Source organism: Kitasatospora sp. NPDC059408 (assembly GCF_042751525.1).
Taxonomy (GTDB): domain Bacteria; phylum Actinomycetota; class Actinomycetes; order Streptomycetales; family Streptomycetaceae; genus Kitasatospora.
In genome coordinates, this window is record NZ_JBHYWI010000014.1 from 1 (window position 1) to 23123 (window position 23123).

20 protein-coding genes and 1 tRNA gene are annotated in these 23123 nt (G+C 74.6%); 12 read left to right on the top strand and 9 right to left on the bottom strand.

Features of this window, described 5'->3' with window-relative positions; all coding sequences use genetic code 11:
• Nucleotides 1-68 precede the first annotated feature (68 nt).
• Nucleotides 69-1526, bottom strand: coding sequence for a Cys-Gln thioester bond-forming surface protein (locus ACFXDE_RS12015; RefSeq protein ID WP_380436688.1), 1458 nt, complete (start codon nt 1524-1526; stop codon nt 69-71).
• A 354-nt stretch (nt 1527-1880) separates the two neighbouring features.
• Nucleotides 1881-2507, bottom strand: coding sequence for a single-stranded DNA-binding protein (locus ACFXDE_RS12020; protein ID WP_380493379.1), 627 nt, complete (start codon nt 2505-2507; stop codon nt 1881-1883).
• Between the two features lie 635 nt (nt 2508-3142).
• On the opposite strand from ACFXDE_RS12020, the gene ACFXDE_RS12025 reads away from it, so the two are divergent.
• Nucleotides 3143-3218, top strand: a tRNA-Arg gene (locus ACFXDE_RS12025).
• 234 nt (nt 3219-3452) lie between these two features.
• Here the strand turns inward: ACFXDE_RS12025 and ACFXDE_RS12030 are convergent.
• On the bottom strand, nt 3453-4130 hold the full coding sequence (locus tag ACFXDE_RS12030; protein ID WP_380493381.1) for a TetR/AcrR family transcriptional regulator: 678 nt from the start codon (nt 4128-4130) through the stop codon (nt 3453-3455).
• 88 nt (nt 4131-4218) lie between these two features.
• On the opposite strand from ACFXDE_RS12030, the gene ACFXDE_RS12035 reads away from it, so the two are divergent.
• The gene (locus tag ACFXDE_RS12035; RefSeq protein ID WP_380436681.1) at nt 4219-4767 is read left to right on the top strand and encodes a GNAT family N-acetyltransferase; all 549 of its coding nucleotides are present in this window, start codon (nt 4219-4221) and stop codon (nt 4765-4767) included.
• Between the two features lie 91 nt (nt 4768-4858).
• On the opposite strand, the gene ACFXDE_RS12040 is transcribed toward ACFXDE_RS12035, so the two are convergent.
• On the bottom strand, nt 4859-6358 hold the full coding sequence (locus ACFXDE_RS12040; protein WP_380493383.1) for an MFS transporter: 1500 nt from the start codon (nt 6356-6358) through the stop codon (nt 4859-4861).
• A gap of 171 nt (nt 6359-6529) precedes the next feature.
• Here ACFXDE_RS12040 and ACFXDE_RS12045 point away from each other — a divergent pair, with 171 nt between their 5' ends.
• The 3 genes from ACFXDE_RS12045 (at nt 6530) to ACFXDE_RS12055 (ending at nt 8897) form a co-directional block, all read left to right on the top strand.
• Nucleotides 6530-7219 carry a TetR family transcriptional regulator gene (locus ACFXDE_RS12045; protein WP_380436677.1) on the top strand — a complete coding sequence of 230 codons (690 nt, stop codon included), beginning with the start codon at nt 6530-6532 and terminating at the stop codon, nt 7217-7219.
• Nucleotides 7220-7259: 40 nt separating this feature from the next.
• Entirely contained in the window at nt 7260-8123 is an 864-nt protein-coding gene (locus tag ACFXDE_RS12050; RefSeq protein WP_380493386.1) for an enoyl-CoA hydratase/isomerase family protein, read from the top strand.
• A gap of 174 nt (nt 8124-8297) precedes the next feature.
• Complete coding sequence (locus ACFXDE_RS12055; protein WP_380493387.1) at nt 8298-8897, top strand: hypothetical protein; 600 nt, start codon at nt 8298-8300, stop codon at nt 8895-8897.
• A gap of 7 nt (nt 8898-8904) precedes the next feature.
• On the opposite strand, the gene ACFXDE_RS12060 is transcribed toward ACFXDE_RS12055, so the two are convergent.
• Nucleotides 8905-10128, bottom strand: a complete 1224-nt coding sequence (locus tag ACFXDE_RS12060; RefSeq protein ID WP_380436671.1) for an acyl-CoA dehydrogenase family protein — start codon at nt 10126-10128, stop codon at nt 8905-8907.
• Between the two features lie 148 nt (nt 10129-10276).
• Here ACFXDE_RS12060 and ACFXDE_RS12065 point away from each other — a divergent pair, with 148 nt between their 5' ends.
• Together ACFXDE_RS12065 and ACFXDE_RS12070 are read left to right on the top strand one after the other, a co-directional pair.
• Nucleotides 10277-10915, top strand: a complete 639-nt coding sequence (locus ACFXDE_RS12065) for a TetR family transcriptional regulator (protein ID WP_380436669.1) — start codon at nt 10277-10279, stop codon at nt 10913-10915.
• A gap of 79 nt (nt 10916-10994) precedes the next feature.
• On the top strand, nt 10995-12446 hold the full coding sequence (locus ACFXDE_RS12070; protein WP_380493390.1) for a cellulase family glycosylhydrolase: 1452 nt from the start codon (nt 10995-10997) through the stop codon (nt 12444-12446).
• Nucleotides 12447-12455: 9 nt separating this feature from the next.
• Here ACFXDE_RS12070 and ACFXDE_RS12075 read toward each other — a convergent pair whose 3' ends face one another.
• Nucleotides 12456-14480 carry a M3 family metallopeptidase gene (locus tag ACFXDE_RS12075; RefSeq protein ID WP_380493392.1) on the bottom strand — a complete coding sequence of 675 codons (2025 nt, stop codon included), beginning with the start codon at nt 14478-14480 and terminating at the stop codon, nt 12456-12458.
• Between the two features lie 212 nt (nt 14481-14692).
• Between ACFXDE_RS12075 and ACFXDE_RS12080 the strand changes: the two genes are divergently transcribed.
• Nucleotides 14693-16423 (top strand): bifunctional 3'-5' exonuclease/DNA polymerase, encoded by a 1731-nt coding sequence (locus tag ACFXDE_RS12080; protein ID WP_380493394.1) that lies wholly within the window; start codon nt 14693-14695, stop codon nt 16421-16423.
• Between the two features lie 28 nt (nt 16424-16451).
• Here ACFXDE_RS12080 and dhaM read toward each other — a convergent pair whose 3' ends face one another.
• Nucleotides 16452-16844, bottom strand: a complete 393-nt coding sequence (dhaM, locus tag ACFXDE_RS12085; protein ID WP_359966560.1) for a dihydroxyacetone kinase phosphoryl donor subunit DhaM — start codon at nt 16842-16844, stop codon at nt 16452-16454.
• Nucleotides 16845-17062: 218 nt separating this feature from the next.
• Between dhaM and dhaK the strand changes: the two genes are divergently transcribed.
• From dhaK to ACFXDE_RS12100, 3 genes are all read left to right on the top strand, one after another.
• The gene (gene dhaK / locus ACFXDE_RS12090) at nt 17063-18058 is read left to right on the top strand and encodes a dihydroxyacetone kinase subunit DhaK (RefSeq protein WP_380436663.1); all 996 of its coding nucleotides are present in this window, start codon (nt 17063-17065) and stop codon (nt 18056-18058) included.
• A gap of 21 nt (nt 18059-18079) precedes the next feature.
• Nucleotides 18080-18715, top strand: coding sequence for a dihydroxyacetone kinase subunit DhaL (dhaL, locus tag ACFXDE_RS12095; RefSeq protein ID WP_380493396.1), 636 nt, complete (start codon nt 18080-18082; stop codon nt 18713-18715).
• Nucleotides 18716-18835: 120 nt separating this feature from the next.
• The gene (locus ACFXDE_RS12100) at nt 18836-19369 is read left to right on the top strand and encodes a ribonuclease (protein WP_380493398.1); all 534 of its coding nucleotides are present in this window, start codon (nt 18836-18838) and stop codon (nt 19367-19369) included.
• A 96-nt stretch (nt 19370-19465) separates the two neighbouring features.
• On the opposite strand, the gene ACFXDE_RS12105 is transcribed toward ACFXDE_RS12100, so the two are convergent.
• Complete coding sequence (locus ACFXDE_RS12105; protein WP_380493400.1) at nt 19466-20470, bottom strand: hypothetical protein; 1005 nt, start codon at nt 20468-20470, stop codon at nt 19466-19468.
• 109 nt (nt 20471-20579) lie between these two features.
• Between ACFXDE_RS12105 and ACFXDE_RS12110 the strand changes: the two genes are divergently transcribed.
• The gene (locus ACFXDE_RS12110) at nt 20580-21797 is read left to right on the top strand and encodes an ADP-ribosylglycohydrolase family protein (RefSeq protein ID WP_380493401.1); all 1218 of its coding nucleotides are present in this window, start codon (nt 20580-20582) and stop codon (nt 21795-21797) included.
• Here the strand turns inward: ACFXDE_RS12110 and ACFXDE_RS12115 are convergent.
• Entirely contained in the window at nt 21787-22533 is a 747-nt protein-coding gene (locus ACFXDE_RS12115) for a GNAT family protein (protein WP_359969740.1), read from the bottom strand. The two genes, ACFXDE_RS12110 and ACFXDE_RS12115, sit on opposite strands and share 11 nt — an antisense overlap.
• Nucleotides 22534-23123 lie beyond the last annotated feature (590 nt).

Below are 23123 nucleotides of genomic sequence, written 5' to 3' on the forward strand. Positions count from 1 at the left end.
CCCCGCAGCTGGTGAGGGGAGCCGGGCCGTCGCACTACCGAGCCGTGCGGCTAGTGCGTGCTACCGGTTCAGGCGGCGCTGCCACCGTGGCGGCCACGGCGACGCAGGAAGAAGACCGCGGCACCACCGGCGATGACCAGGGCGCCGGCGACGCCGGCCAGGATCGGGGTGTTGCTGCTGGCACCGGTCTGGGCCAGACCACCGGTGCCCGGGGCCGAGCTGGTGACGGCCGGGGCCGGGTGGGCGGCGGTGCTCACCGAGGCGGACGGGGTGCCGGCCGGGGTGGACGGCTTGCCGGTGGCGGCCGGGGTGGACGGGCCGGAGCTCGGGGTCACCGGGGTGGTGCCGGTGCCCTTGCAGTCCAGGATGCCCTTGAAGTTGTTGGTGTAGCCGTTCGGGCCGGTGACGGTGATGTCGTAGGCGGCCTTGTTGGTGACCGGGACGACCAGGCTCTCGGTCTTGCCGGGCTGGACGACCAGGTCCTTGCCCACCGGCTTCACGTTGACGGTGCCGGCCTCGTCACCGCCGTTGGCGACGGTGACCCGCACGCCGTTGCTGTCGCACTCGACCTGGGCGATGCTGTCGAGCAGCGCGCCCTTGCCCTGCTTCCAGGTGGCCTTGGCGGTGGCGCTGACGCTCAGCTTGCTGGAGCCGGCCAGGATCATGGTCTGGCTGTGCTTCTCGGGGGTGTAGCCCTCGCTGAGGAAGACGCGGCCGCTCGGGACGACGGTCTCGGCCGAGGCGGTGAGGGTGGCCCCACCGTCCGGGGTGCCGGCCGGGACGTCGAGGAAGAGCTGGGTGTCCTTGGCGATCGGGCCGTTCAGGACGCCGTTGACCTGCTTGCCGTCCTTGTCGAGGACCTTGATCTTGTCGGCGGCCGAACCGGCCACCGCCAGCTTCACCTGGGCGGCGCTGGAGTTGAGCGTGAACGGGCCGAGCTTGCCGCCCGACTTCCCGGAGACGGACTCCGGGGCGAGGGTGAGCGAGGGCTTCGGCTCGGCCGCGACACCCTTGTTCTTGTCGCCGATCAGGTAGTCGCGCAGCTGCTTGGCCTTGGAGTCCTGCGGGGTGGCGTTCTTGCCGTCCGAGAACTTCCAGATCGCGGCCTGGGTGCCGGCCGCGGCGTCCTCCGGGGAGAGCTGACCGGTGACGCCGGCGTCCGTGGACAGCTTGGCGAGGTCGGTGACCTGCGGGTAGGAGTTCTCCAGGATCCAGCGGATCTTGGAGGCGTCCTGCGCCTTGTCCTTGCGGCCGAGCGAGCTCGACTTCCAGTCCGACTCCTGGTACTGCGCCCCGCTGTCGAGGTACACGGGGTTGCCGAAGTCGATGCAGTAGGTCTTGAGCTCGCCACTGTCCGTCTTGAGCGTGAACAGACCGCCGTTGACGGTGTCGCCGCCCTCGATGTCGATCCGCTCGCCGAGCATCGTGTCCTGGACGATGGCGGTCACGCCCGAGCCAGGTGCGGCCGCAGCCGCCGCACCGGCCGCGAACAGACCTCCGCCCAGCGCAATGCTGGTCGTGAGCATGACACTAGCTATGCGGGGAAGACTCCGCCCCTGCATCTGAACCATCTGGTTTCCCTCCGGGCCGGGCCGTGCCGATGGGCAGCCCGCCGACTTGCCTTGCCGCGCGCGCCCCCTGTGGCGCCGCTGCGGGGTATGAACCAGATGAATCCTATTGACCCCCAGAGGTCCGGAAACCTCCATGCGAAATCAGGACGATTCCGTATCTGTATCGTTATCAACCCTCCCAGTTTCCACACAAGCTGACGATCGGCCAGAAACTCTCCGCCACTTTCTGTTATCCGGCGGAGATTGCGCGTGCGGGCGCAACAACCGCCTCGATCTACATATTTGTCGACACTTTTGATCGACCCGGCGTCAGATCAGCAGCCCCTGGACGTCACCTCCGCTTCCCTTTCCGGACACCTCGCCACCGTCACCGGACGCCCGCCCGGACGCCGCATCCGTCCCATCCGCCCCATCCGCCCCACCGTCAGGCGGCGCCGCGACCGCCGTGGAGGCCGCCACCGAGGCCTTCCGCGCGGCCAGGGCGTCCGCGATCCACCCCGGCACCGCCTCGCCCGCGGGCGACCCGCCGGGCTCGCCGCCCGCCGTGACGACCGCCGCCGGCGGGTGCCCCCGCGCACCCGCCGCCCAACGGAACGCCGAGGTACCGCGGTTGAGATCGTGTCCGACCGATCTGGCGTCGACCTCCACCCGGCCGCGCTTGCCCTCGCCCTCGGCCCACTCCCGCACCCGGAGCCGACCGCTCACCACCACCGGATCCCCCTTGGAGAGCGAGCCGATCAGGTTCACCGCCAGCGCCCGCCAGGCCGTCACCGTCACCCACTGCGTCTCGCCGTCCACCCAGCACTGGCGCTCGCGGTCGTACCGCCGCTCGGTGGACGCGAGCCGGAAGTTGGCCATCGGCACGCCGCTGCCCGTTTCGCCGTAGCTCACCTCCGTCGCGACATTGCCGATCACCGTCACCTGAGTCTCGTTCACAACGCACTCTCCGTTCTCGCCGATGCACCGTACGGAATCGACCGGTGCGGGACGAGAGTGCGCTTCACGGGAAATCCCCGCCAGGAAGTTCCGAAATCCTGTGGACAACTCGGCCTTGTGGAAAACTCTTGTCACTCGCAGGGGTGAATTTCGCCCTTCCACTCCCCTGCGGACCCCCGACTCTTCGCGAGCATGACAACAATCGGGACCCTTCCCGGCCCTCCCCTCCGCCGGGGAACGCGGACCGCCCGCCGTCCGCCCACGTCATCCGACCGAAGGAAGCCGAATAGGGTCCCCCACCCGCGCCGCACGCGGTAGTTTCTCCGTGCCGAATCCATAACGGGTGAGGCGGCAGCCCCGTAACGACTGCACAACGTCCGGCGCGGAACGCTGCCAGAACGCTGCACACACGGCGTTCACCTGCGATTATCGGACCGCTCCACCGGAGCCGACACACCAACGGCGGTGCCGTCGAACCCGGCCGAGGAACTGGACACCCTTATCCTGTCCCCGACAGGGCGAGGGCTTGCCAACCCCCACCCCCAACCCTCAGGTACGGGGACGGACCCGGGCGCCCCACGCGCCCGCCGCCCGATCCCGGCAACGGTCACGCCCACCCGGGCGCCGCCCGTCCCGCCCCCATAGCTCAGCGGATAGAGCACCCGCCTTCTAAGCGGTAGGTCGCAGGTTCGAATCCTGCTGGGGGCACCACCTGCCAATTCGCGGGCCGCGGTCGCGGCCGCCGGGAAATCACCCGCACACGCACCGCTCATAACCCGTGACAATGCGTGTCATGGGCATCGCGAGAAACTCAGTCCGGCATTCGGCGCCACTGAGGACCAAACGCACGACGCCCGCCGAACGACGGAAATCCGGCGAATCCGCCCTCTCGGTGCGGATTCGGCCGTTCCGGCGCACGACCGGCCCCGGGCTCCGCCTCGGAGTTCAGCCCGCGTCCGACACCGAAGGCCCGGAAGGCGCAGGAGGCCCGGAGGGCCCGGAAGGCGCCGGAGGCCCCGCCAGCCCCGCCAGGTGGGCGTCCAGGAGCGCGACCTGCCGCTCCGGCGGGAACTCCCCCGGCGAGAACAGCGCCTGCACCACCAGCCCCAGCACGAAGGCCTGCGCGCCCGCCGCGAGCTCCCCGGCGTCCGTCCCGGCCGGGAGCTCCCCGAGCCGCTGCGCGTCCGCCACGTGCCCCGCCAGGGCCTCGCGCGAGCGCCCGTAGCGGCCCGCGTGGGCGGCCGTCAGCTCGGCGTCGGCCAGGGCGACGTCCCAGGAGCCGACCCAGATCCGGTTGCCGGCCACGGCGGCCTCGTCCAGCGGCAGGACGTCGAGCAGTGCGGCCCGCAGCCGGGCCAGCCCGGCGGGCGGCGGCGGGGTGCCGTCGGCCGGGGCGGTGCGCCGGGGCCGGGAGAGCGAGCGCCGGTCCAGTTCCTCCAGCGCGTGGCCCAGCAGGGCCCGCTTGTTGGGGAAGTAGTGCGTCAGCAGACCGGTGGAGGCGCCCAGTTCGGCGGCCACCGCGCGCAGCGTCAGCCCTTCGAAGCCGCGGGTCGAGAGCACCCGCCAGACTCCCTCGGAGACTTCGAGGCGGCGGGCGTCATGGTCTCCACGGGCCGGTGTCATGGGGGCTATCGTACATACCAAACGTTTGTTATGAATGATGCTCCAGGCGGAACGCCCGTCCCGCGCCCTCCCCGGAAAGGCCCCACCCTTGTTTGCCGTACCGCTCGCCGAGAACGCCGAACTGCGCCCGCTGGAGCCGTGGCAGGCCCCCGAGTTCCTCGCCCACATCGACCGCGCCCGGGCCCACACCGACCCGTGGATCCCGTGGGCCGGCTACTCCACCGACCTCGACTCGGCCCGCGCCACCCTGCAGCGCTACGCCGACAAGCAGGCCGCCGACGCCGGCCGGATCTTCGGCATCTGGCGCGACGGCACGCTCGTCGGCGGCGTGATGTTCGTGAGCTTCAGCACCCAGAACGGCGTCTGCGAGATCGGTGCCTGGACCGAGCCGGCCGGCGAGGGCGGCGGGCTGATCACCGCCGCCGTCCGGCACCTGCTCGACTACGCCTTCGCCACCCGGGGCCTGCACCGCGCCGAGTGGTGGTGCTCCGCCGGGAACGCCCGCAGCCGCGCCGTCGCCGAGCGGCTCGGCATGACGCTGGACGGCACCCTGCGCGAGTGGTACCCGCACAACGGCGTCCGCCACGACAAGCAGATCTGGGGGATCCTGGCGACCGAGTGGAAGCCGCAGGCCTGACGGCCGGGCCGCACGAAGAGCGGGACCCGGTGGATTCCCCACGATCCACCGGGCCCTGCTCCTCGACGCACCGACCACGCACTGGCCCCGCTCAGGCCGCCAGCACCGGCCGGTCCGCCGCGTCGGCCGCCACCTCCGCAGCCGGCGTCCGCAGCCGCAGCGCGAGCAGCAGCACCAGCCCCATCACCCCGGCCGCCGACAGGAAGACGACGTCGACCGCGTCCGTGAAGCTGCGCACCGCGTGGTCCCGGGCCGCCCCGGTCAGCGTCCGGAGCGCGCCCATCGACCGGCCGGGCTCGCCCTCCGCGAAGACCCGGGCCAGCAGCGTGCCGAAGAGCGCCGCGCCGAGCGCGTTGCCGAGGGTCTGGAAGAACCGGATGCCGGTGGTCGCCACGCCGAGCTGGTGCCGCGGGGCGGCGTCCTGGACCAGCGGGATCAGCTGGCCGATCAGCTGGCCGAACCCGGCGCCGAGCAGGGCGAGTTCGAGGCCGACCGCCCACAGGCCGGTGTCCGGGCCGCTGAGCCCCAGCAGGGCGAGGGCGAGCGCGCCGAAGGCGGCCCCGGCCACCAGGAAGGTGCGCGGCGCGTGGCCCCGGGCGGTCAGCCGGCCGACCAGCACGCCGGACGCGGTCATCCCGGCGGCCATCGGGATCAGGTAGAGGCTGGCCGAGGTCGGGGCGACCCCCCGGGCGATCTGCAGGTAGATCATCACGTACACGATCGCGCCCATCATGCCCATCCCGGCGAGGCCCTGGACGGCGAAGCCGATCCGCACGACCGGGATCCGGAACAGCGAGAGCGGCAGCACCGGTTCGGCGGCGGTGGCCTGGCGCCACAGGAAGAGGCCGAGCGCGGCGAGGGTGGCGGCGGCGGTCCCGAGGATCACCGGGGAGGTCCAGGCGTAGTCCTTGCCGCCCCACTCGGTGACCAGCAGCAGGCCGGTGGCGAAGGCGGCCGCGAGGGCGGCGCCGAGGAAGTCCAGGCCGCGGCGGCCGACCGTCCGCGGCAGCTTGAGCACCAGGGCGGTGCCGACCAGGACGAGCAGGCCGAGCGGCAGGTTCACGTAGAAGATCCAGCGCCAGCCGACGTGGTCGGTGAACAGCGCGCCCACCAGCGGGCCGACGGCCATGCCGACGCCCGCGAAGATGCCGCCCATGGCGCCGCCCTTGCCGGCACCGCGCTCCGCCGGGTCCTTGAGGTGGGCGATGACGACCATCGTGACACTCATCAGCCCGCCGCCGCCGATGCCCTGGACGGCCCGGAAGGCGATCAGCTGACCCATCGTCTGCGCCGCGCCGCAGGCCGCCGAGCCGAGCAGGAAGGTGCCGACCGCCCCGAGCAGCACGCGCTTGGCGCCGTAGACGTCGCAGAGCTTGCCGTAGAGCGGCAGGAGAGCGGTCGCGGCCAGCGAGAACGCGCTGATCAGCCAGGGCAGCCGGTCGACGCCGTGGACCGGGTCGAGGTCGCGGACGATCGGCACGGTGGCCGCGGACACGATGTTCGAGTCGAGGATGGCCAGCACGATCGTGACCATGCAGAGCAGCATGCCCAGTCTGCGCTGGGCGGGTGTCATCGGGCTTTCGGATGCCATCGGTAAGTCCCCCCGGAGACGGTGGAGTTCGGAGCCGGACCGGTGCGGCCCGGCGGCACGTCCACCACGATGGCAGCCAACATGTACCGAGTCAATTCTTTAGCTCGATCGATTCTTCGGCCGAGACAAAACTTCATCCCGGACCATCTTTGAGCCTGGTACAGTCGGGCCATGGCGACGAACCACGGCTTGGACCTCGGCCCCGGCCGCGACCTCGACGCGCTCCCGCTGCGCGAGCGCAAGAAGATCCAGACCGGCATCCGGATCTTCCGCGCGGCCATCGGGCTGTTCGCCGAACGCGGCTTCGACCAGGTGTCCGTGGCCGAGATCGCGGCCGCCGCCGAGGTGTCCAAGATGACCGTCTTCAACTACTTCCCCACCAAGGAAGACCTGGTCATGGGCCCGATGGAGCAGCACCTCGACGAACCGGCCCGGGTGGTGCGCGACCGCGCCCCGGGCGCCTCGGCGGTGACGGCCCTGCGCGACCACTTCCTGGCCGCACTGGAACGGCTCGACCCGGCCACCGGCCTCAACGACGACCGGGTCGTGCTCGACGTGGTCCGGCTGGTGCACGGCACCCCCGCCCTCGCGACGCGCGCCACCGCCGGCTTCGGCCGCGAGGCCCAGGCGCTGCTCACCGCCGAACTGCTCGCCCAGGACCCGGCCCACGACGAGCTCACCGCCCGGGTCGCCGGGGCCCAGCTGCTGGCCGTCCGGGTGACCCTGACCACGGAGAACCAGCTCCGCGTGCTGGCCGGCGAGCGCGCCGCCGAGGCCCTGCCCGCCGCCCTCGACCGCGCCCACCGCGCGTTCGCCCTCGTCGAGCGGGGCCTCGGCGACTACTGCGCCGGCGCCGCCTGAGAGAGTGGGCGCACCACGAGACCCCGGAGGTGCCGCCCGCATGGACCCCACGGACCACGGCGACCACAAGGACCGCACGGACCACGAGGACCGCACGGACCGGTCGCTGCTGACGCGGGAGCGCACCACCCTGCCCGCCCGGGCCGACGGGCTGCACGCCCACGTCGGCGAGGACGGCGTCGCGGTGCTGGAGTTCGCCCGCCCGCACCGGCGCAACGCGGTCACCCTGGCGATCTGGCGGGCGCTGCCCGGGGTGCTGCGGGAGCTCGCCGAGCACGCGGGCGTCCGCGCCCTGCTGCTGACCGGCGCCGGCGGCACCTTCAGCGCGGGCGCGGACATCGCCGAACTCGCCGAGGTGTACGGCGATCCGGAGCGCGCGGACGCCTACCACGCGGTCAACGTCGCCGCCGAGGAGGCGCTGGCCGCCTTCCCGCACCCGACGATCGCCGCCGTCCGGGGCGCCTGCGTCGGCGGCGGCTGCCAGCTGGCCGTCGCGTGCGACCTGCGGTTCGTCGCCGAGGACGCCCGGCTCGGGATCACCCCGGCCAAGCTCGGCGTGGTCTACCCGGCGGTGCCGACCCTGCGGCTGGCCCGGCTGGTCGGCCCGGCGCGCGCCAAGTACCTGCTGTTCTCCGGCGAGTTGGTGCGGGGCCGGGACGCGCTCGCGCTCGGTCTCGCCGAGCGGGCCCTGCCGGACGCCGAACTGGACGCCGCCGCGCTGGAGTTCGCCCGGCTGCTGACCAGGCGCTCGCCGCAGACGATCGGCGCGGTGAAGGCCGCCCTGGCCGTCCCGGAGGAGCGGGCGGCGGCGGCCCTGGAGCCGTGGGAGCGGCGCTCCCGGGAGGCCTCGGACGTGCACGAGGGGCTGGCCGCGTTCCTGGAGGGCCGCCCGGCCCGGTTCTGACCGGCCTGTTTCCCACCGGCGCAGGTGCGACCGGCCCGCTTCCCACCGGCCCGTTTCCCACCGGCCCGACCGCGGGCCGGCGGCCGCGCGCACGTACGATCATCCGGCCCGACCGCCCCACGACCACCCGGGCCGCCCAGAGCGACCAGACCGATCCCCGGAGCAGCGACCCCGATGACCGAAGCCGCGACCGCCCCCGCCCCCCGCACGCTCTGGGCCCGGCGGATCACCGACGGCGTCGAGCCGAAGAACGTGATCATCGTGCTGTTGCCGCTGCTCGGCGGCCTGCGCTACGGCTGGAAGGGCATCGCCTGGGCGGCCTTCGCCGCGCTGTTCGCGGCCGTGATCCCGACCCTGTTCATCCAGCGCGCCATGCGCCGGGGCACCGTCGGGGACCGGCACGTCGGCCACCGGCAGAGCCGGCTGACGGTCCTGCCGTTCATCATGGGCTCGGTCGCGATCGCCTTCGCGGTGATGCTGTGGCTCGCCGCCCCGGCCGACCTGACCGCGCTGGTGGCCGCGATGTTCGCGTCGCTGATCCCGATCCTGGTGATCACCGTGTGGTGGAAGGTCTCCGTGCACACCGCCGTCACCAGCGGCGCGGTGGTCTGCCTGGCGATCGCGCTCGGCCCGTGGTGGCTCGCGCTCTCCCCGCTGGTCGCCGTCGTCGGCTGGTCCCGGACGGTGCTGCGGGACCACACCACCGCGCAGACCGTCGTCGGCACGGTGGTGGGCGCCCTCAGCGCCGGGCTCACCTTCTGGCTGGCCCGTTGAGGCCCGGCTAGCGGATCGGCATCCCCGAGATCGCGCGGGCGATCACCAGCCGCTGGATCTCGCTGGTCCCCTCGAAGATCGAGTAGATCGCGCTGTCCCGGTGCATCCGCTCCACCGGGTACTCCCGGGTGAAGCCGTTGCCGCCGAGGATCTGCATCGCCTGCGCGGTGACCCACTTGGCCGTCTCGCCCGCGTACAGCTTGGACATCGAGCCCTCGGCCGCGGTGAACGGCCGGTTGTTGACGGCCATCCAGGAGGCCCGCCACACCAGGAGCCGGGCGGCGTCGATCCGGGTCCGCATGTCGGCCAGCTGGAAGGCGACCCCCTGGTTGTCGATGATCGGGCGGCCGAACTGCTCGCGCGTCTTCGCGTAGTCCAGCGCGACCTCGTACGCGGCCCGCGCGATGCCGATCGCCTGCGCGCCGACGGCCGGGCGGGAGGCCTCGAAGGTGGCCATGGCCGCGTTGCCCCGGCCGCTCTTGCGCACGCCCTCGCGGGCGCGGGCCAGCCGCTCGTCCAGCTTCTCCTTGCCGCCGAGCAGGCAGCTGCCGGGCACCCGGACGCCGTCCAGGACGACCTCGGCCGTGTGCGAGGCGCGGATGCCGTGCTTCTTGAACTTCTGGCCCTGGCTCAGTCCGGGGGTGCCCGGCGGGACGACGAAGGAGGCGTGGCCGCGGGCGCCGAGCTCCGCGTCGACGGTGGCGACGACGACGTGGACGGCGGCGATCCCGCCGTTGGTGGCCCAGGTCTTGGTGCCGTTGAGCACCCACTCGTCCTTGGCCTCGTCGTAGACGGCCCGGGTGCGCAGCGCGGAGACGTCGGAGCCGGCGTCCGGCTCGGAGGAGCAGAAGGCGGCCACCTTGACGTCGTCGGGGGTGCCGAACATCTGCGGCGTCCAGGTGCCGATCTGCTCGTCGGTGCCGTTGGCGAGCACGGCGACGGCGGCCAGCGTGGTGCCGACGATGGACAGGCCGATGCCCGCGTCGCCCCAGAACAGCTCCTCCATGACGATCGGGATGCCGACGCCGGAGGGGTCGAAGTACTGCTGGGCGTAGAAGTCGAGCGAGTAGATGCCGAGCTTGGCGGCCTCCTGGATGACCGGCCAGGGGGTCTCCTCGCGCTCGTCCCACTCGGCCGCGGCGGGCCGCACCACGTCGGCGGCGAAGCCGTGCAGCCAGTCGCGCACGGCGAGCTGGTCCGCACCCGGGTCCATCGAGAACGTGCTGCTCATGGTGCTTGCCTCCGCAGAAGGGGTACGGCCGACCGGGGTGTTACCCGGGGTAACATCGTCGGAGTCTGCTACTGATTGGTAACCGGTGTCAACGCCCCGCACCGCCCGGCGCCCCCCGCGCCGGCCCACCCGACCCGAGGAGCAGCGCATGTCCCGAGAGCCCCGCCGCGAGCAGCTGCTCAACGCCGCCGACCGGGTCATCCAGCGCGAGGGCCCGGCCGCGAGCATGAACGCCATCGCCGCCGAGGCCGGCATCACCAAGCCGATCCTCTACCGGCACTTCGGCGACCGGAACGGCCTCATCCGGGCCCTGACCGAGCGCCACACCGGCGGCCTGCTGGCCGCCGTGCGGGCCGCGCTCGCCGCACCGCTGGAGCGCCGCGACCGGGTCGAGCACGTCCTGGACACCTACCTGGCCGGCATCGAGGCCCGCCCGCAGGTCTACCGGCTGCTCACCCACCCCGAGCCCGGCGACCCGACCGGCGCGGGCAACGCCCTCGCCCCCGCGCTGCGGCAGATCGCCGAGGAGATCACCCGGGCCGTGCAGAGCCAGGTCGACCTCGGCGCCGACCGCGACCTGCTCGCCGAGGCCTGGGGCCGGGGCATCACCGGCATGGTGCTGGCGGCCGGCGACTGGTGGCTGGAGTCCAAGCCCTGCTCGCGCACCCGCATGGTCCAGGCGCTCGCCGACCTGCTCTGGGGCCGCCTCGCCGCCGCCGCGGACCTGCCGACCGCCGTCCTGCCGACCGCGCCCGCCGAACCGGCCGAGGCGAACGGCGCCGTCTGAAGCCTTTCGTCCGGACCCTTGTGCCGGCCCCGGCAGCGCGGGCATCATCGGGCCCCACCCACCGCCGTGCGAGGTCCGAATGCGCCTGCGCCGCACCGCCGTTGCCCTGCTGCTCGCCGCCACCGCCGTCCTGGCCGGCACCCCCGGCGCGTCCGCCGGTGAGGCCGCCGGGGCCACGGCGGCCCGCTTCCCGACCGGCACCGCCACCGGCCCGGACGGCCGCACCGCGCTCACCGACGCCCGGGGCCGCCGGCTCCAGCTGCGAGGCTTCAACCTCGACAAGTACGCCGAGGCCACCGAGGCGGACGTCAGGTCCGTCGCGGCCCAGGGCTTCACCCTGATCCGCGTGGCGGTCTCCTGGAACCGGCTGGAGCCCGAGCGAGGCCGCCTCGACCCGGCCGAACTCGACCGCCTCCAAAGGCTCCTCGGCTGGGCCGACCGCTACGGCGTGCTCGCCCTCGTCGACTTCCACCAGGACGTCTACGGGCCCGCGTTCGGCGGCGGCGACCGCGGCATCCCGCGCTGGGCCACCCGGGACGACGGCCTGCCGTTCACCCCCGATCCGAACGACTGGTTCGCCGGCTACTTCCAGCCCGCCGTCCAGGCCGCCTTCCGCCACCTCTACGACGACCCCGACCTGCGCGCCTGGCAGGCCGACTTCTACACCCGGCTCGCCCGCGAACTGCGCGGCCACCGCTCGCTGCTGGGCTACGACCTGTTCAACGAGCCCTTCGGCCCGGTGGACGGCGACCCCACCGACCCGGCCGTCCTCGCCGCCGCCTCCGCCGCCCTCGAACAGGGCCGGCTCGCCGACATGTACCGCCGCCTGATCGCCGCCGTCCGCCACGTCGACCGCCGCGCCTGGCTGTTCGTCGAACCGACCGTCCTGGTCGGCCAGGGCGTGCCCACCCGGCTGCCGGGCTTCGACGACCCCCGGCCCGGCGCGCCCCGGCTCGGCTACGCGCCGCACTTCTACGACACCGCCGTCGAGAACGGCGCCGACTGGGACCCGTCCGACGGCTTCGTCGAGCACTACACCGCCGCGGTCACCGCCTACCCGGCCGCGCACCGGCTGCCCGTCCTGGTCGGCGAGTGGGGCCCGCCCGACTCCCGCACACCGGGCAACACCCGGCTGGTCCGGGAGCAGGTCGCGGCGATGGACGGCTTCGCCGCGGGCTGGACGATGTGGTACTGGTGCCGCGGCGACGGCGGCTACTGCGCGCTCGACCCGGCCGGCCGGCCCGCCCCCGGCGACGGGCCCGCGTTCGGCCCGTACCCCGCGGCCGTCGCCGGGACGGACGTGCGCACCGGCCCGGACACCGTCCGCTGGGACGCCGACGGCACCGGGCGCGGCAGCGAACTCGTCCTGCCGCCCGCCGCGTTCCCGCGCGGCGCGCAGGTCGCCGTCTCGCCCGCCGACGCCCGGGTCGAGGTCCGCCCGCCCGCGGACGGGCGCGCGGGCAGCGTCCGGATCCGGCTCCCGCACGCCCGCCCGGGCACCCCGGTGACGGTCACGCTCACCCCGAACTGACCGGGGCGATCAGGCCAGCCCCCGGCGCGCCAGCAGCGGCCCGGTCTCCGGTGCCCGCCCGACCACCGCGCGGAACGACTCCAGCGGGTCGCGGCTGAACCCGCGCGACAGCAGCTCGCGCCGGAACTCCTCGCCGCTCTCCCGCACCGAGCGGCCGTTGTCCCCGAACCACCGCACGGTGTCCGCGTCCAGCACCTCCGACCAGATGTACGCGTAGTACCCGGCGCTGTAACCTCCCGCGAAGACGTGCTGGAAGTAGGCCGACCGGTAGCGCGGCGGGATCGCCGGCACCGCGAGCCCGGCCTCCTCCAGCACCCGTGCCTCGAACTCCCCTGCGTCGGCGACCTCCCGGCCCCGAGGCAGGGTGTGCCAGGCCCAGTCCAGCAGCGTCGCCGCCAGGTACTCCACCGTCCGGAAGCCCTGGCCGAAACCCTCGGCCGCGACCATCCGCTCGACCAGCTCGGCCGGCAGCGGCTCCCCCGTCACGTGGTGGCGGGCGTAGTTGGCCAGCACCTCGGGCCGGACCATCCACATCTCGTTGACCTGCGACGGGAACTCGACGAAGTCCCGGGGCACGGCCGTGCCCGCGAACAGCGGGTAGCGCACGTCCGAGAACAGCCCGTGCAGCGCGTGCCCGAACTCGTGGAAGAGGACGCGCACCTCGTCCCAGGTCAGCAGCACCGGCTCGCCCGGAGCCGGCTTCGGGACGTTCAGGTTGTTCATCACCACGGCCCGCCGGCCGGTCAGCGCGGACTGCGACACCAGCTCGTCCATCCACGCGCCGCCGCGCTTGGACGCGCGCGCGTGGAAGTCCCCGACGAACAGGCCCAGCGGGGTGCCGTCCTCCTCGGCGACCTCGAAGACCCGGGCGTCCGGGTGGTAGGCCGTCAGGTCCGGCCGCTCGGTGAAGCTGATCCCGTACGCGAGCCCGGCGGCGAAGAACACGCCGCCGTGCAGCACCCGCTCCAGCTCGAAGTACGGGCGCAGCGCGGCCGCGTCGACCTCGTACGAGGCCTGCCGGACCTTCTCCGAGTAGTACGCCCAGTCGTGCGCGGCGAGCTCCTCGATCCCGTCCGCCGCGGCCGCCTCCGCCAGTTCGGCGGCCTCCCGGCGGGCGATCGCCACCGCTGGCCCCACCAGCCGCGACAACAGCCCGGACACCGCCTCGACCGAACCCGCGGTCTCGTCGGCCACGACGTACGCGGCGTGGGTCGGGTGGCCGAGCAGCCCGGCCCGCTCGGCACGCAGGGCGGCCATCCGGATCGCGACCGGGCCGTTGACGTCCGCGGCCCGGTCGAGCGAGGCGGCGAGCAGGCGCTCGCGCACCGACCGGTCGGTCAGCAGCGCCAGTTCGGGCTGACCCGAGGTGCTGCGCAGGCTCAGCACGTACTTTCCGTCGTGGCCGAGCACCCGGGCGTTCTCGGCGGCCGCGGCGACGGCGTCGGCCGACAGGCCGTCGAGCTCGCCCGCGGAGTCCAGGACCAGCGCGGCGGCCTTGGTGGCGGCGTTCACGTTCTGCTGGAAGGTCGTGGCGAGGGCGGCGAGTTCGGCGTTCAGCTCGCGCAGCCGCTCCTGCTCGGCCGCGCCCAGCCGGGCGCCGGAACGGACGAACGCGGTGTGCCGGCGCTCCAGCAGCCGCAGCGACTCCGGGTCCAGGCCGAGCTCGGCGCGGCGCCCGTACAGGTCCTCGATCCGGGCGAACAGGGCCCGGTCCAGGTGGATCGCGTCGTGGTGCGCGGCCAGCAGCGGGCTCACCTTCGCGTCCACCTCGTCGACGACGTCGTTGGTGTCCACCGACACCTGGTTGCGGAAGACCACCCCCACCCGGCGCAGCACCTCGCCGGAACGCTCCAGGGCCACCAGCGTGTTGGCGAAGGTCGGCGGCTGCGGATCGGCCGTGATCGCGGCGATCTCGGCCAGCTGCTCGGCCATCCCGCGCTCGTAGGCCGGCAGGTAGTGCTCCTCACGGATCTCGGCGAAGGGCGGCAGTTCGAAGACCAGGGTGCTGGCCTTGAAGAACGGGTTCTCGGTCATTTCACGGACCCTACGCCGTGTCCCGCGCGCTGCCTACGCGATTCCGGCCCCGCGTCGTCCGCCGTTGTCGTACCCACCGGCTACCGTCGATCCCGGACCCCCGCAGGTCCGCACACGCGTACCCGACCCGTACACCGGCGCCGCCGGCACCGCCACCGACGACCGCCACCGACACCGAGAGCCGCCCCCGCGCCCCGAGAGGAGGAGCCCCCGTGGCCCCCAGAACCGCCCTGGTCCCCGATCCGCACGGCCGCGGCGGCCGGCTCCAGCCGCTCGACGACGCCGGCGCCCCGCTCGGCCCGCCCGAGACCGTCCCCGACCTCGCCGCCGCGGTCGCCGCCCGGGAGGCCACCGGAGGCGACTCCCGGCCGGGGCCCCGCTGGGTCTGGGCCGCCGCCGACAGCGCCTACGCCCCGCTGCTGCCCCGACTGCCCGACCGGGTCGGCCGCTGCCACGACCTGCGACTCGTCGAGGCCCTCCTGCTCGCCCACGAGGGCCGCTTCGGCGCGCCCCGCTCGCTCGGCGCCGCCTGGTCCCGGCTGCGCGGCCTGCCCGTCCCGGACGACCTGCCCGAGCCGGGCTCCGCCGAGACGGACGACGGCCAGGACACCCTCTTCGCCCCCGACCGGCTCCAACTGCCGCCCGGCGCCGACCCGCTGGCCGCCGTCGTCGCCGTCCACGCCGAACAGCAGCGCCGGATCGCCGCGATCACCGACCCGGCCGCCCGGCACCGCTTCCGCGTGCTGGTCGCCGCCGAGTCCGCCGGCGCCCTGGTCGCCGCCGAGATGGCCCACGACGGCCTGCCCTGGCGCGCCGACGTCCACGACGCCCTGCTCACCGAACTCCTCGGCCCCCGCCCCACCGTGCCCGGGGCCCAGCCCAAACTGCTCGCCGACCTCGCCGCCGAACTCCAGCGCTCCCTCGGCGGACGCCCGTTCAACCCCGACTCGCACACCCAGGTGCTGCGCGCCTTCGCCGACCGGGGCATCCAGCTGAGCTCCACCCGGTCCTGGGAGCTCAAGCGCGTCGACCACCCGGCCGCGCAGCTGCTCATCCGCTACAAGGAGCTCGCCCGGATCCACGCCGCCCACGGCTGGGCCTGGCAGGACGCCTGGGCCCGCGGCGGCCGGTTCCGGCCCGAGTACGTCGTCGGCGGCGTCGTCTCCGGCCGCTGGGCCAGCCGCGGCGGCGGCGCCCTCCAGATCCCGCGCATCCTGCGCCGCGCCGTCGTCGCCGACCCCGGCTGGCTGCTCGTCGTCGCCGACGCCGCCCAGCTGGAGCCCCGGGTGCTCGCCGCGCTCTCCCAGGACGCCGGCCTCGCCCGCACCGCCGCCGGCGGCGACCTCTACGAGGCCCTCGCCGCCAGCGCCTTCCGCGGCGACCGCGACAAGGCCAAGCTCGGCCTGCTCGGCGCCATGTACGGGCAGACCAGCGGCGACATCGGCCCCCTCCTCAACACCCTGCGCCACCGCTACCCCGCCGCGATGGGCTACGTCGAGGCCGCCGCCCGCACCGGCGAGGACGGCGGCGTGGTCGTCTCCCGGCTCGGCCGGGCCTGCCCGCCCGCCTCCGCCGACTTCCTCGACCTCACCGAGGCGCCCGACACCGCCGCCGAGGCCGGCGGCCGCTGGGCCCGCGCCCGCGGCCGCTTCACCCGCAACTTCGTCATCCAGGCCAGCGCCGCCGACTGGGCCCTCGCCCTGCTCGCGGCGCTGCGCCGGCGGCTGAACACCCTGCCCGCGGCCGTCCCGGAGGACCGCCCGCACCTGGTGTTCTTCCAGCACGACGAGGTCATCGTGCACACCCCGGCCAACCTCGCCGACGAGGTCGCCGCCGCCGTCGCCGAGGCCGCCGACGAGGCCCGGCTGCTGGTCTTCGGCGACACCCCGGTCCGCTTCCCGCTCACCACCGCCGTCGTCGACTGCTACGCGGACGCGAAGTAGGAGCAGGAGTAGGAGCAGCGGCCGGCCGTCACAGCTTGCGGAAGGCGCGCGCCTCCTCGGCCGCCGCGACCACCTCGGCCAGCCCCGCCCCGGTCGACGCGGTCACCGCGGCGGCCACCGCGCCCTCCACGAACGGCGCGTCCACCAGCCGCACGCCCGGCCGCGGCGCGTCCTCCAGCACGGTCACCGCGGTCAGCACCGAGCTGCCGAGGTCGGGCAGCACGACCACGCCCGCCCCGCCGTCCGCCTCGCCGACGGCCCGGGCGATCAGGTCGTAGCTGGTGCCGAGCCCGCCGTCCTCCGTCCCGGCGGCGACCACCACCCGCACCCCGTCCGGGGCCAGCTCGCCGAGCAGCTCCCGCAGCCCGGCGGCGAGTTGGGCGCTGTGCGAGACCAGGACGATACCCACGTGTTCGGTCATGCCCCGACCCTACGACCGCCGCGCCGCTCCGAAAGGCACTCCGGAAGCCGCGCCGCAGGTCGCTCCGGAAGCCACTCCGCGGGCCGCTCCGAAAGCCGCGCCGGGCGGGCGGCGGGGGCCGCGCGTGTCGCATCCCGTGCCGTCGCGCCCCCGGCTGGCATAGCGTCGGGGCGACAGCAATCACGGCAGCAGCGTCCTGACCGAGGGAGCGAAGAACGTTGAAGAAGCTGATCAACACCCCGGAGAGCGTCCTGGAGGACGCGCTGACCGGATTCGCCGCCGCCCACCCCGAGTTGACGGTGGACGTCGCCAACCGCGTGGTCACCCGGGCCGCCCGCCCCGGCGCGCCGAAGGTCGCGCTGGTCTCCGGCGGCGGCTCCGGGCACGAGCCGCTGCACGCCGGCTACGTCGGCCGCGGCATGCTCGACGCCGCCTGCCCCGGCGAGGTGTTCACCTCCCCCGTGCCCGACCAGGTGCTGGCCGCGGTCAAGGCCGTCGACTCCGGCGCGGGCGTCGTCCTCGTCGTCAAGAACTACACCGGCGACGTCATGAACTTCGAGCTCGCCGCCGAACTCGCCGCCGAGGAGGGCGTCGAGGTCCGCACCGTCCTGGTCGACGACGACGTCGCGGTCGAGGACTCCACCTGGACGGCCGGGCGCCGCGGCACCGGCGCGACCGTCATCGTCGAGAAGACCGCCGGTGCCCTCGCCGAACGCGGCGCCCCGCTCGACGACGTCGCCGCCCTCGGCGAGCGCGTCAACGCCGCCTCCCGCTCCTTCGCGATCGCGCTCACCGCCGCCACCGTCCCCGCCGCCGGAAAACCCGGCTTCGACCTGCCGGAGGACGAGATCGAGGTCGGCGTCGGCATCCACGGCGAACCCGGCCGCCGCCGCGAGAAGCTGCGCCCGGCCCGCGACCTGGCCGCCGAGGTCGTCGGGACGATCCTCGCCGACCACCACCTCGCCCCCGGCGACGAGGTCATCGCCCTGCTCAACGGCCTGGGCGGCACCCCGCTGCTGGAGCTGTACGTCGTCTACGGCGAGGTCGCCGCCCGGCTCGCCGAGCGCGGCATCACGGTGGCCCGCAGCCTCGTCGGCAACTACGTCACCAGCCTCGACATGGCGGGCTTCTCGCTCACCCTCACCAAGGCGGACGAACAGCTGCTGGACCTCTGGGACGCCCCCGTCGACACCCCCGCCCTCAAGCGGGCCTGAGCCCTGAGCGAGGAGACGCACGTGGACTTCGACACCCCGCTGGCCGAGGCCTGGATCCGCGCGATCGCCGCCGCCGTCGAGAAGGAGCAGGGCCGGCTCACCGAGCTGGACTCCGCGATCGGCGACGGCGACCACGGCAGCAACCTCCAGCGCGGATTCGCCGCCGTCCTGGCCGCCCTGGCCGCACTCGACGGCCCCCGGCCGGCCGGCCCCGGCACGGTGCTCACCAAGACCGGCACCACGCTGATCTCCAAGGTCGGCGGCGCCTCCGGCCCGCTGTACGGCAAGGCCTTCCGCGCGATCGGCGCCGCCCTGCCCGCACCGGCGGGCCCGGCCGCCCTCGCCGAGGCCCTCGCGGCCGGCCTCGACGCCGTCCGCGCCCTCGGCAAGGCCGAACCCGGCGACAAGACCATCGTCGACGCGTACACCCCGGCCGTGGCCGCCTTCCGCACCGCCGCGGCCGCGGGCGCCGACCTGCCCGAGGCCGCCGCGGCGGCGGCCGACGCCGCCGAACAGGGCGCCCGCGACACGACCGCCCTGCAGGCCCGCAAGGGCCGTGCCTCCTACCTGGGCGAGCGCAGCAAGGGCCACCAGGATCCGGGCGCCACCTCGACGGCCCTGATCTTCCGCACCCTGGCCGACGTCACGGCGGGCTAGCCGGGAGGGGGGGGGGGCGCGGGGGGCCCCCCGCCCGCCCCCCCCCCCCCCCCGGCCGTACGTGTGTTGCGGCGGCCACCCACCCATGGGCCTTCCCCCGGTGCTGGCAAGCTGGTGCGCATGACCAGACGCAAAAGCCCGCTCGTAGTCGTGGCCGTCCTGATCCTGGCCGTCCTCGGCGCGGTCGGGTACCTGCTCGCCGGCAAGGGCGGCAGCAGCCACTCCAAGGCCTCCGGCTCCTCCACCACGGCCGCCGCGGCCGCCGCGAACTCCGCGGGCTCCCCGGGCGCCAAGTCCCAGGCCCCGAAGCCGTCCCCGCCCGCCGGCCGCACCCCCGCCCCGAGCGGCACCTGGGTGCCCGCCGACCCCGCGCTGGCCGACGTCTGCCGCACCAAGCTCCCCAGCCAGGCCCAGGACACCCTCGGCCTGATCGACAAGGGCGGCCCCTACCCGTACAACCGCGACGGCATCGTCTTCGAGAACCGCGAGAGCCGCCTGCCCAAGAAGTCCGACGGCTACTACCACGAGTTCACCGTCGTCACCCCGGGCTCCAACGACCGCGGCACCCGACGCGTCGTCACCGGCGGCGCCGGCGAGCAGTACTGGTCCCCCGACCACTACGCGACCTTCCAGGAGATCGACCCGCGCTGCTGAAAGTACCTTCCAGCCAGGACTCCGGCGACTCGTCGCTGCGGCCGAGGCCGCCGGAGCCCAGCACGCGGCCCGGTCGCAGCAAGGGAGTTGACGTCCTCAACGCGCCCGCCGCCAGGTGACCCTGGCGTGCGGGCCGTGGGGGCCGGTGGTCAATAGGGCGGTCAGCTCGTGGAGGACCGGGGTCGGGTCGCGGCGCAGCTGGACCGGGGTGGTGCGGACGACCGGGAGGCCCGCGGTGGTGAGGCGGTTGGCCCGGACCAGGCTGCGCTCGTGGTCGGCCGGGCGCAGGTGCCAGGCCCGTGAGTCGATCTCCAGCGCCACGCACGCGTGCGGCCAGTAGGCGTCGGGCACGGCGAGGAAGCGGCCGTCCAGGAACAGCACCGGGTTCCACAGCGGCTCCGACAGGCCCGAGCCCCGCAGGAGGTCGCGCGCCTCGCCCTCGACCACCGACCGCACCCCGGACGTCAGGTCCTCGACCACCTGGGCGACCTGCGGCAGCCCGAGCGCACCCGGCCGGGCGAGCAAGTGGTCCAGCAGCTCGCCGAGTTCGCAGTGCCGCCGCTGGACCGCCTCCGCGCACAGCGCCCGGAAGCGCCGCAGGCCCGGCTCGCGCGGGGCGAGGTCCGCCAGGGCCCGCGCGACGGTGGTGCTCCACAGCCCGTCGTCCCGCTGGTACCCGCTCGGCATCGGCCCGGCCGCCCGGTGGATCCGGACGAACTCGCGGTCGCCGACCCGGCGTTGCCCCGGGATCAGCACGTCGACGCCGATGAGGTCGGCCGGGTGCCCGGCGCTCGGCAGACCCGCGTCCGCGAGCACCGCGAACCCGGTCAGCAGGACTTCCCCGGTCTGCGGCGAGCGCCCCTTCGGTGCCGCGTACGCCAGTGCGGCGCGCAGCCGTTGATGTGCGGTCAGCCGCCCCGTCTGCAGGCAGATCACCCGGGGCAGCACCTGCTGCCACGGCCCGCCCGGCCGCAGCCGGTGGGCGATCGTGCCGGACGGCACCCCGAGGCGACGCAGCTGCGCCCGGGTGACGACGTGCTGCTGGTCGGCGCCGAGCAGGGCGACGGGGTCGAGGGAGTCGAGGGGAATGGCGCAGGTCATGTCACGGTGCTTCCCACCAGGATCGGATGTATGCGAAACATCGCCCGTGGGAGGGGCCCGGCAAAACAGGTTGACGCGGCCTCGGCCGGGCCGGTGAGCTGGGGGGCATATGACGACTCCCCACCAGGGCCCCGCGTTCGACGCGCTCGTCGGCCTCTCCGTGGCCGACGCCCTCGGCGCCCAGTTCTTCGTCCCCGAGGTCGCCGCCGCGCACCTCGCCGCCCGCACGACTCCGCCCGCGCCCTGGCCGTGGACCGACGACACCGAGATGGCCTGCTCGGTGTACGCCGCCCACACCGAGCGCGGCACCGTCGACACCTTCGACCTGACCTACGCCTTCGCCCTCCGCCACGACTTCGACCGCGGCTACGGCCCCGCCGCCAACCGGATGCTCCGGCTGATCCGCGAGGGCGGGGACGCCGCGGCGCTGGCCGCCGGACTCTTCGACGGCCAGGGTTCGTACGGCAACGGCGCCGCGATGCGGGTCGCCCCGCTCGGCGCCGCGCTCGCCGACGACCCGGACGCGTGCGTCCGGCTGGCCGCGCGCACCGCGGTGATCACGCACACCCACCCGCAGGCCGTGGACGGCGCCGTCGCCGTCGCGGTGGCCGCCGCGTACGCCGTGCGGGCCCGGCGCGAGCCGCTGACGCCGGACGGCCTGCTGCGGAAGGTCCTGCACCACACCCCGGACGGGGCCGTGCGGGACGGGCTCGCCGAGGCGCTCCACCTGCTCGCGGAGCCGGACTTCCGCGTCGCCGCGAAGGTGCTCGGCAACGGCAGCCGGACGTCCGCCGCCGACACCGTCCCGTACGCGCTGTGGTGCGCCGCCCGCCGGCTCGGCGACTATCCGGCGGCCGTGTGGGAGGCGATCGCGGCCGGCGGCGACGTGGACACCGTCGTCGCCATCACCGGGGGAGTGGTCGCCGCGCACACCGGCACCGCCGGCGTCCCGGAGGCCTGGCGGTCCGCCCGCGAGCCGCTGCCCGCCTGGGCGTTCCCGGTGCCGGGGTCCGTCCCGGCCGCCCGCGCCCGCGCCGAGCTGCTGGTGCCGCGGCCGCACCCCGTCCCCGACGTGGTGTGGAGCGACGAGCAGTGGCGGCGCCTGCGGACCGGGCTCGACGGCTGGGCCGTCCACACCGGGGAGGGCGTCCTGAGCATCTGCGACGCCGTGACCGGGCACCCCGTGTGGGAGGTGGCGGTCACGCGCGTGCGCGGCGGCTGGCGTCCGGCCTCGGCGGTCGTCGAGGCCGGACGGCGCGGGCCGTGGGACCCGGGCGCCCCCGCCCGGGTCCTGGGGTCCGCCGACGGTGGGCCGCTCAGGCCGTGACGCTCAGGCCGTAGCTCAGATGGCCGGAGCCGCTGCCGCCGTGTCTAAGGCACTCCTGGTTGATCTCCGGATCCGGGGCGCTCGGCGACGTGGCGTTGGCGATCCGCAGCTCGATGATGTCCCGGACGGCCGGCCATTCGGCGTCCAGGATCGAGTAGAACGCGGTGGACCTGACCACTCCGTCCAGGCCGCGCGAGTGCGCCCGGCGGACGCCCTCGGAGGTCGCGCCCAGCCGCTCGATCGCCGTGCGCGAGCGCAGGTTGCGGGCGTCGGCGCGCAGCGAGATCCGCTGCACCCCCCAGGTCTCGAAGGCGTGGCGCAGCATCAGCAGCTTGGCCTCGGTGTTGATGCCGGTGCCCTGGGCCCGCGGCGAGAGCCAGGTGTTGCCGATCTCCGCGGCGTCCGGCACGGCGGTGGCCGGGTCGCCGTGCGGCACGCCCGGGACCGGCGGCCACACCAGCGGGCCCTGCCAGTAGTCGAGTTCCAGGAAGCGGGTGGATCCGACCACCCGGCCGTCGGCGGCGTTCACCGTCGCGAACGGCAGCGACCGGCCCGCGGCCTGGTCCGCGAGGGCGCGCGCGACGTAGTCGCGGGCCGCTTCGAGGCCGTGCGGGACGGGGGTGAAGGCGTAGGTCGTACGGTCCTCGGCGCCGGCCTCGGCGATGGCCTCGGCGTGGTGCGCGGCGAGGGGCTCCAGCCGCACGGTGCGGCCGGTGAGGGTGACAGGTACGGGCACGGAACCTTCTGTCCTTCATCGGTCGTAGGGGGCATCTCGCGCCGGGGTGCGGCGCGGGCTGCGGTGGACTGGTTCGCCCCGGCCCGGTGACCGGTCGCCGGGTACCCCGGTGCGCGCCGGAGGTCCGGTCGGGCGGGGCGGGGGCGGCGGCCCGGGGCGGGCGGCGCGGGTGCCGGAATGGTCACGGGTCCACGGACCGGTCCGGCGGGATGTGCGAGGGGACAGTATGCGTCCGCGAAATGGCCGAGGAGGAACGAGAGCGCGAAAGGAAGCGGGCGGCCAGATGAAGGCAAGATGCGTCGTGGGTTCTGCCGGCACCGGTCCGGGACGTGATCGACGGCGTTACGGACGACGTGATGACGACGCGACGATGCGAGGCAGCGAGAGGACGATACCCGCCAGAAGGCGGTGCGTCACTTCGCGGCGCGCGTTTGGGGGCTCGGGTCGTCGCGGCGCGCTTCGGATCTTGCTGCCGGGACCCCTCGGCGACCCCCCTGACCAGCGGCTTTTCGATCGGATGCGATCATGGTTCGCGGCGGTCGGCCGCGGCCGCGGCGACGTCGTCCGGGTGGGCGGGAATTCCGGCGGCG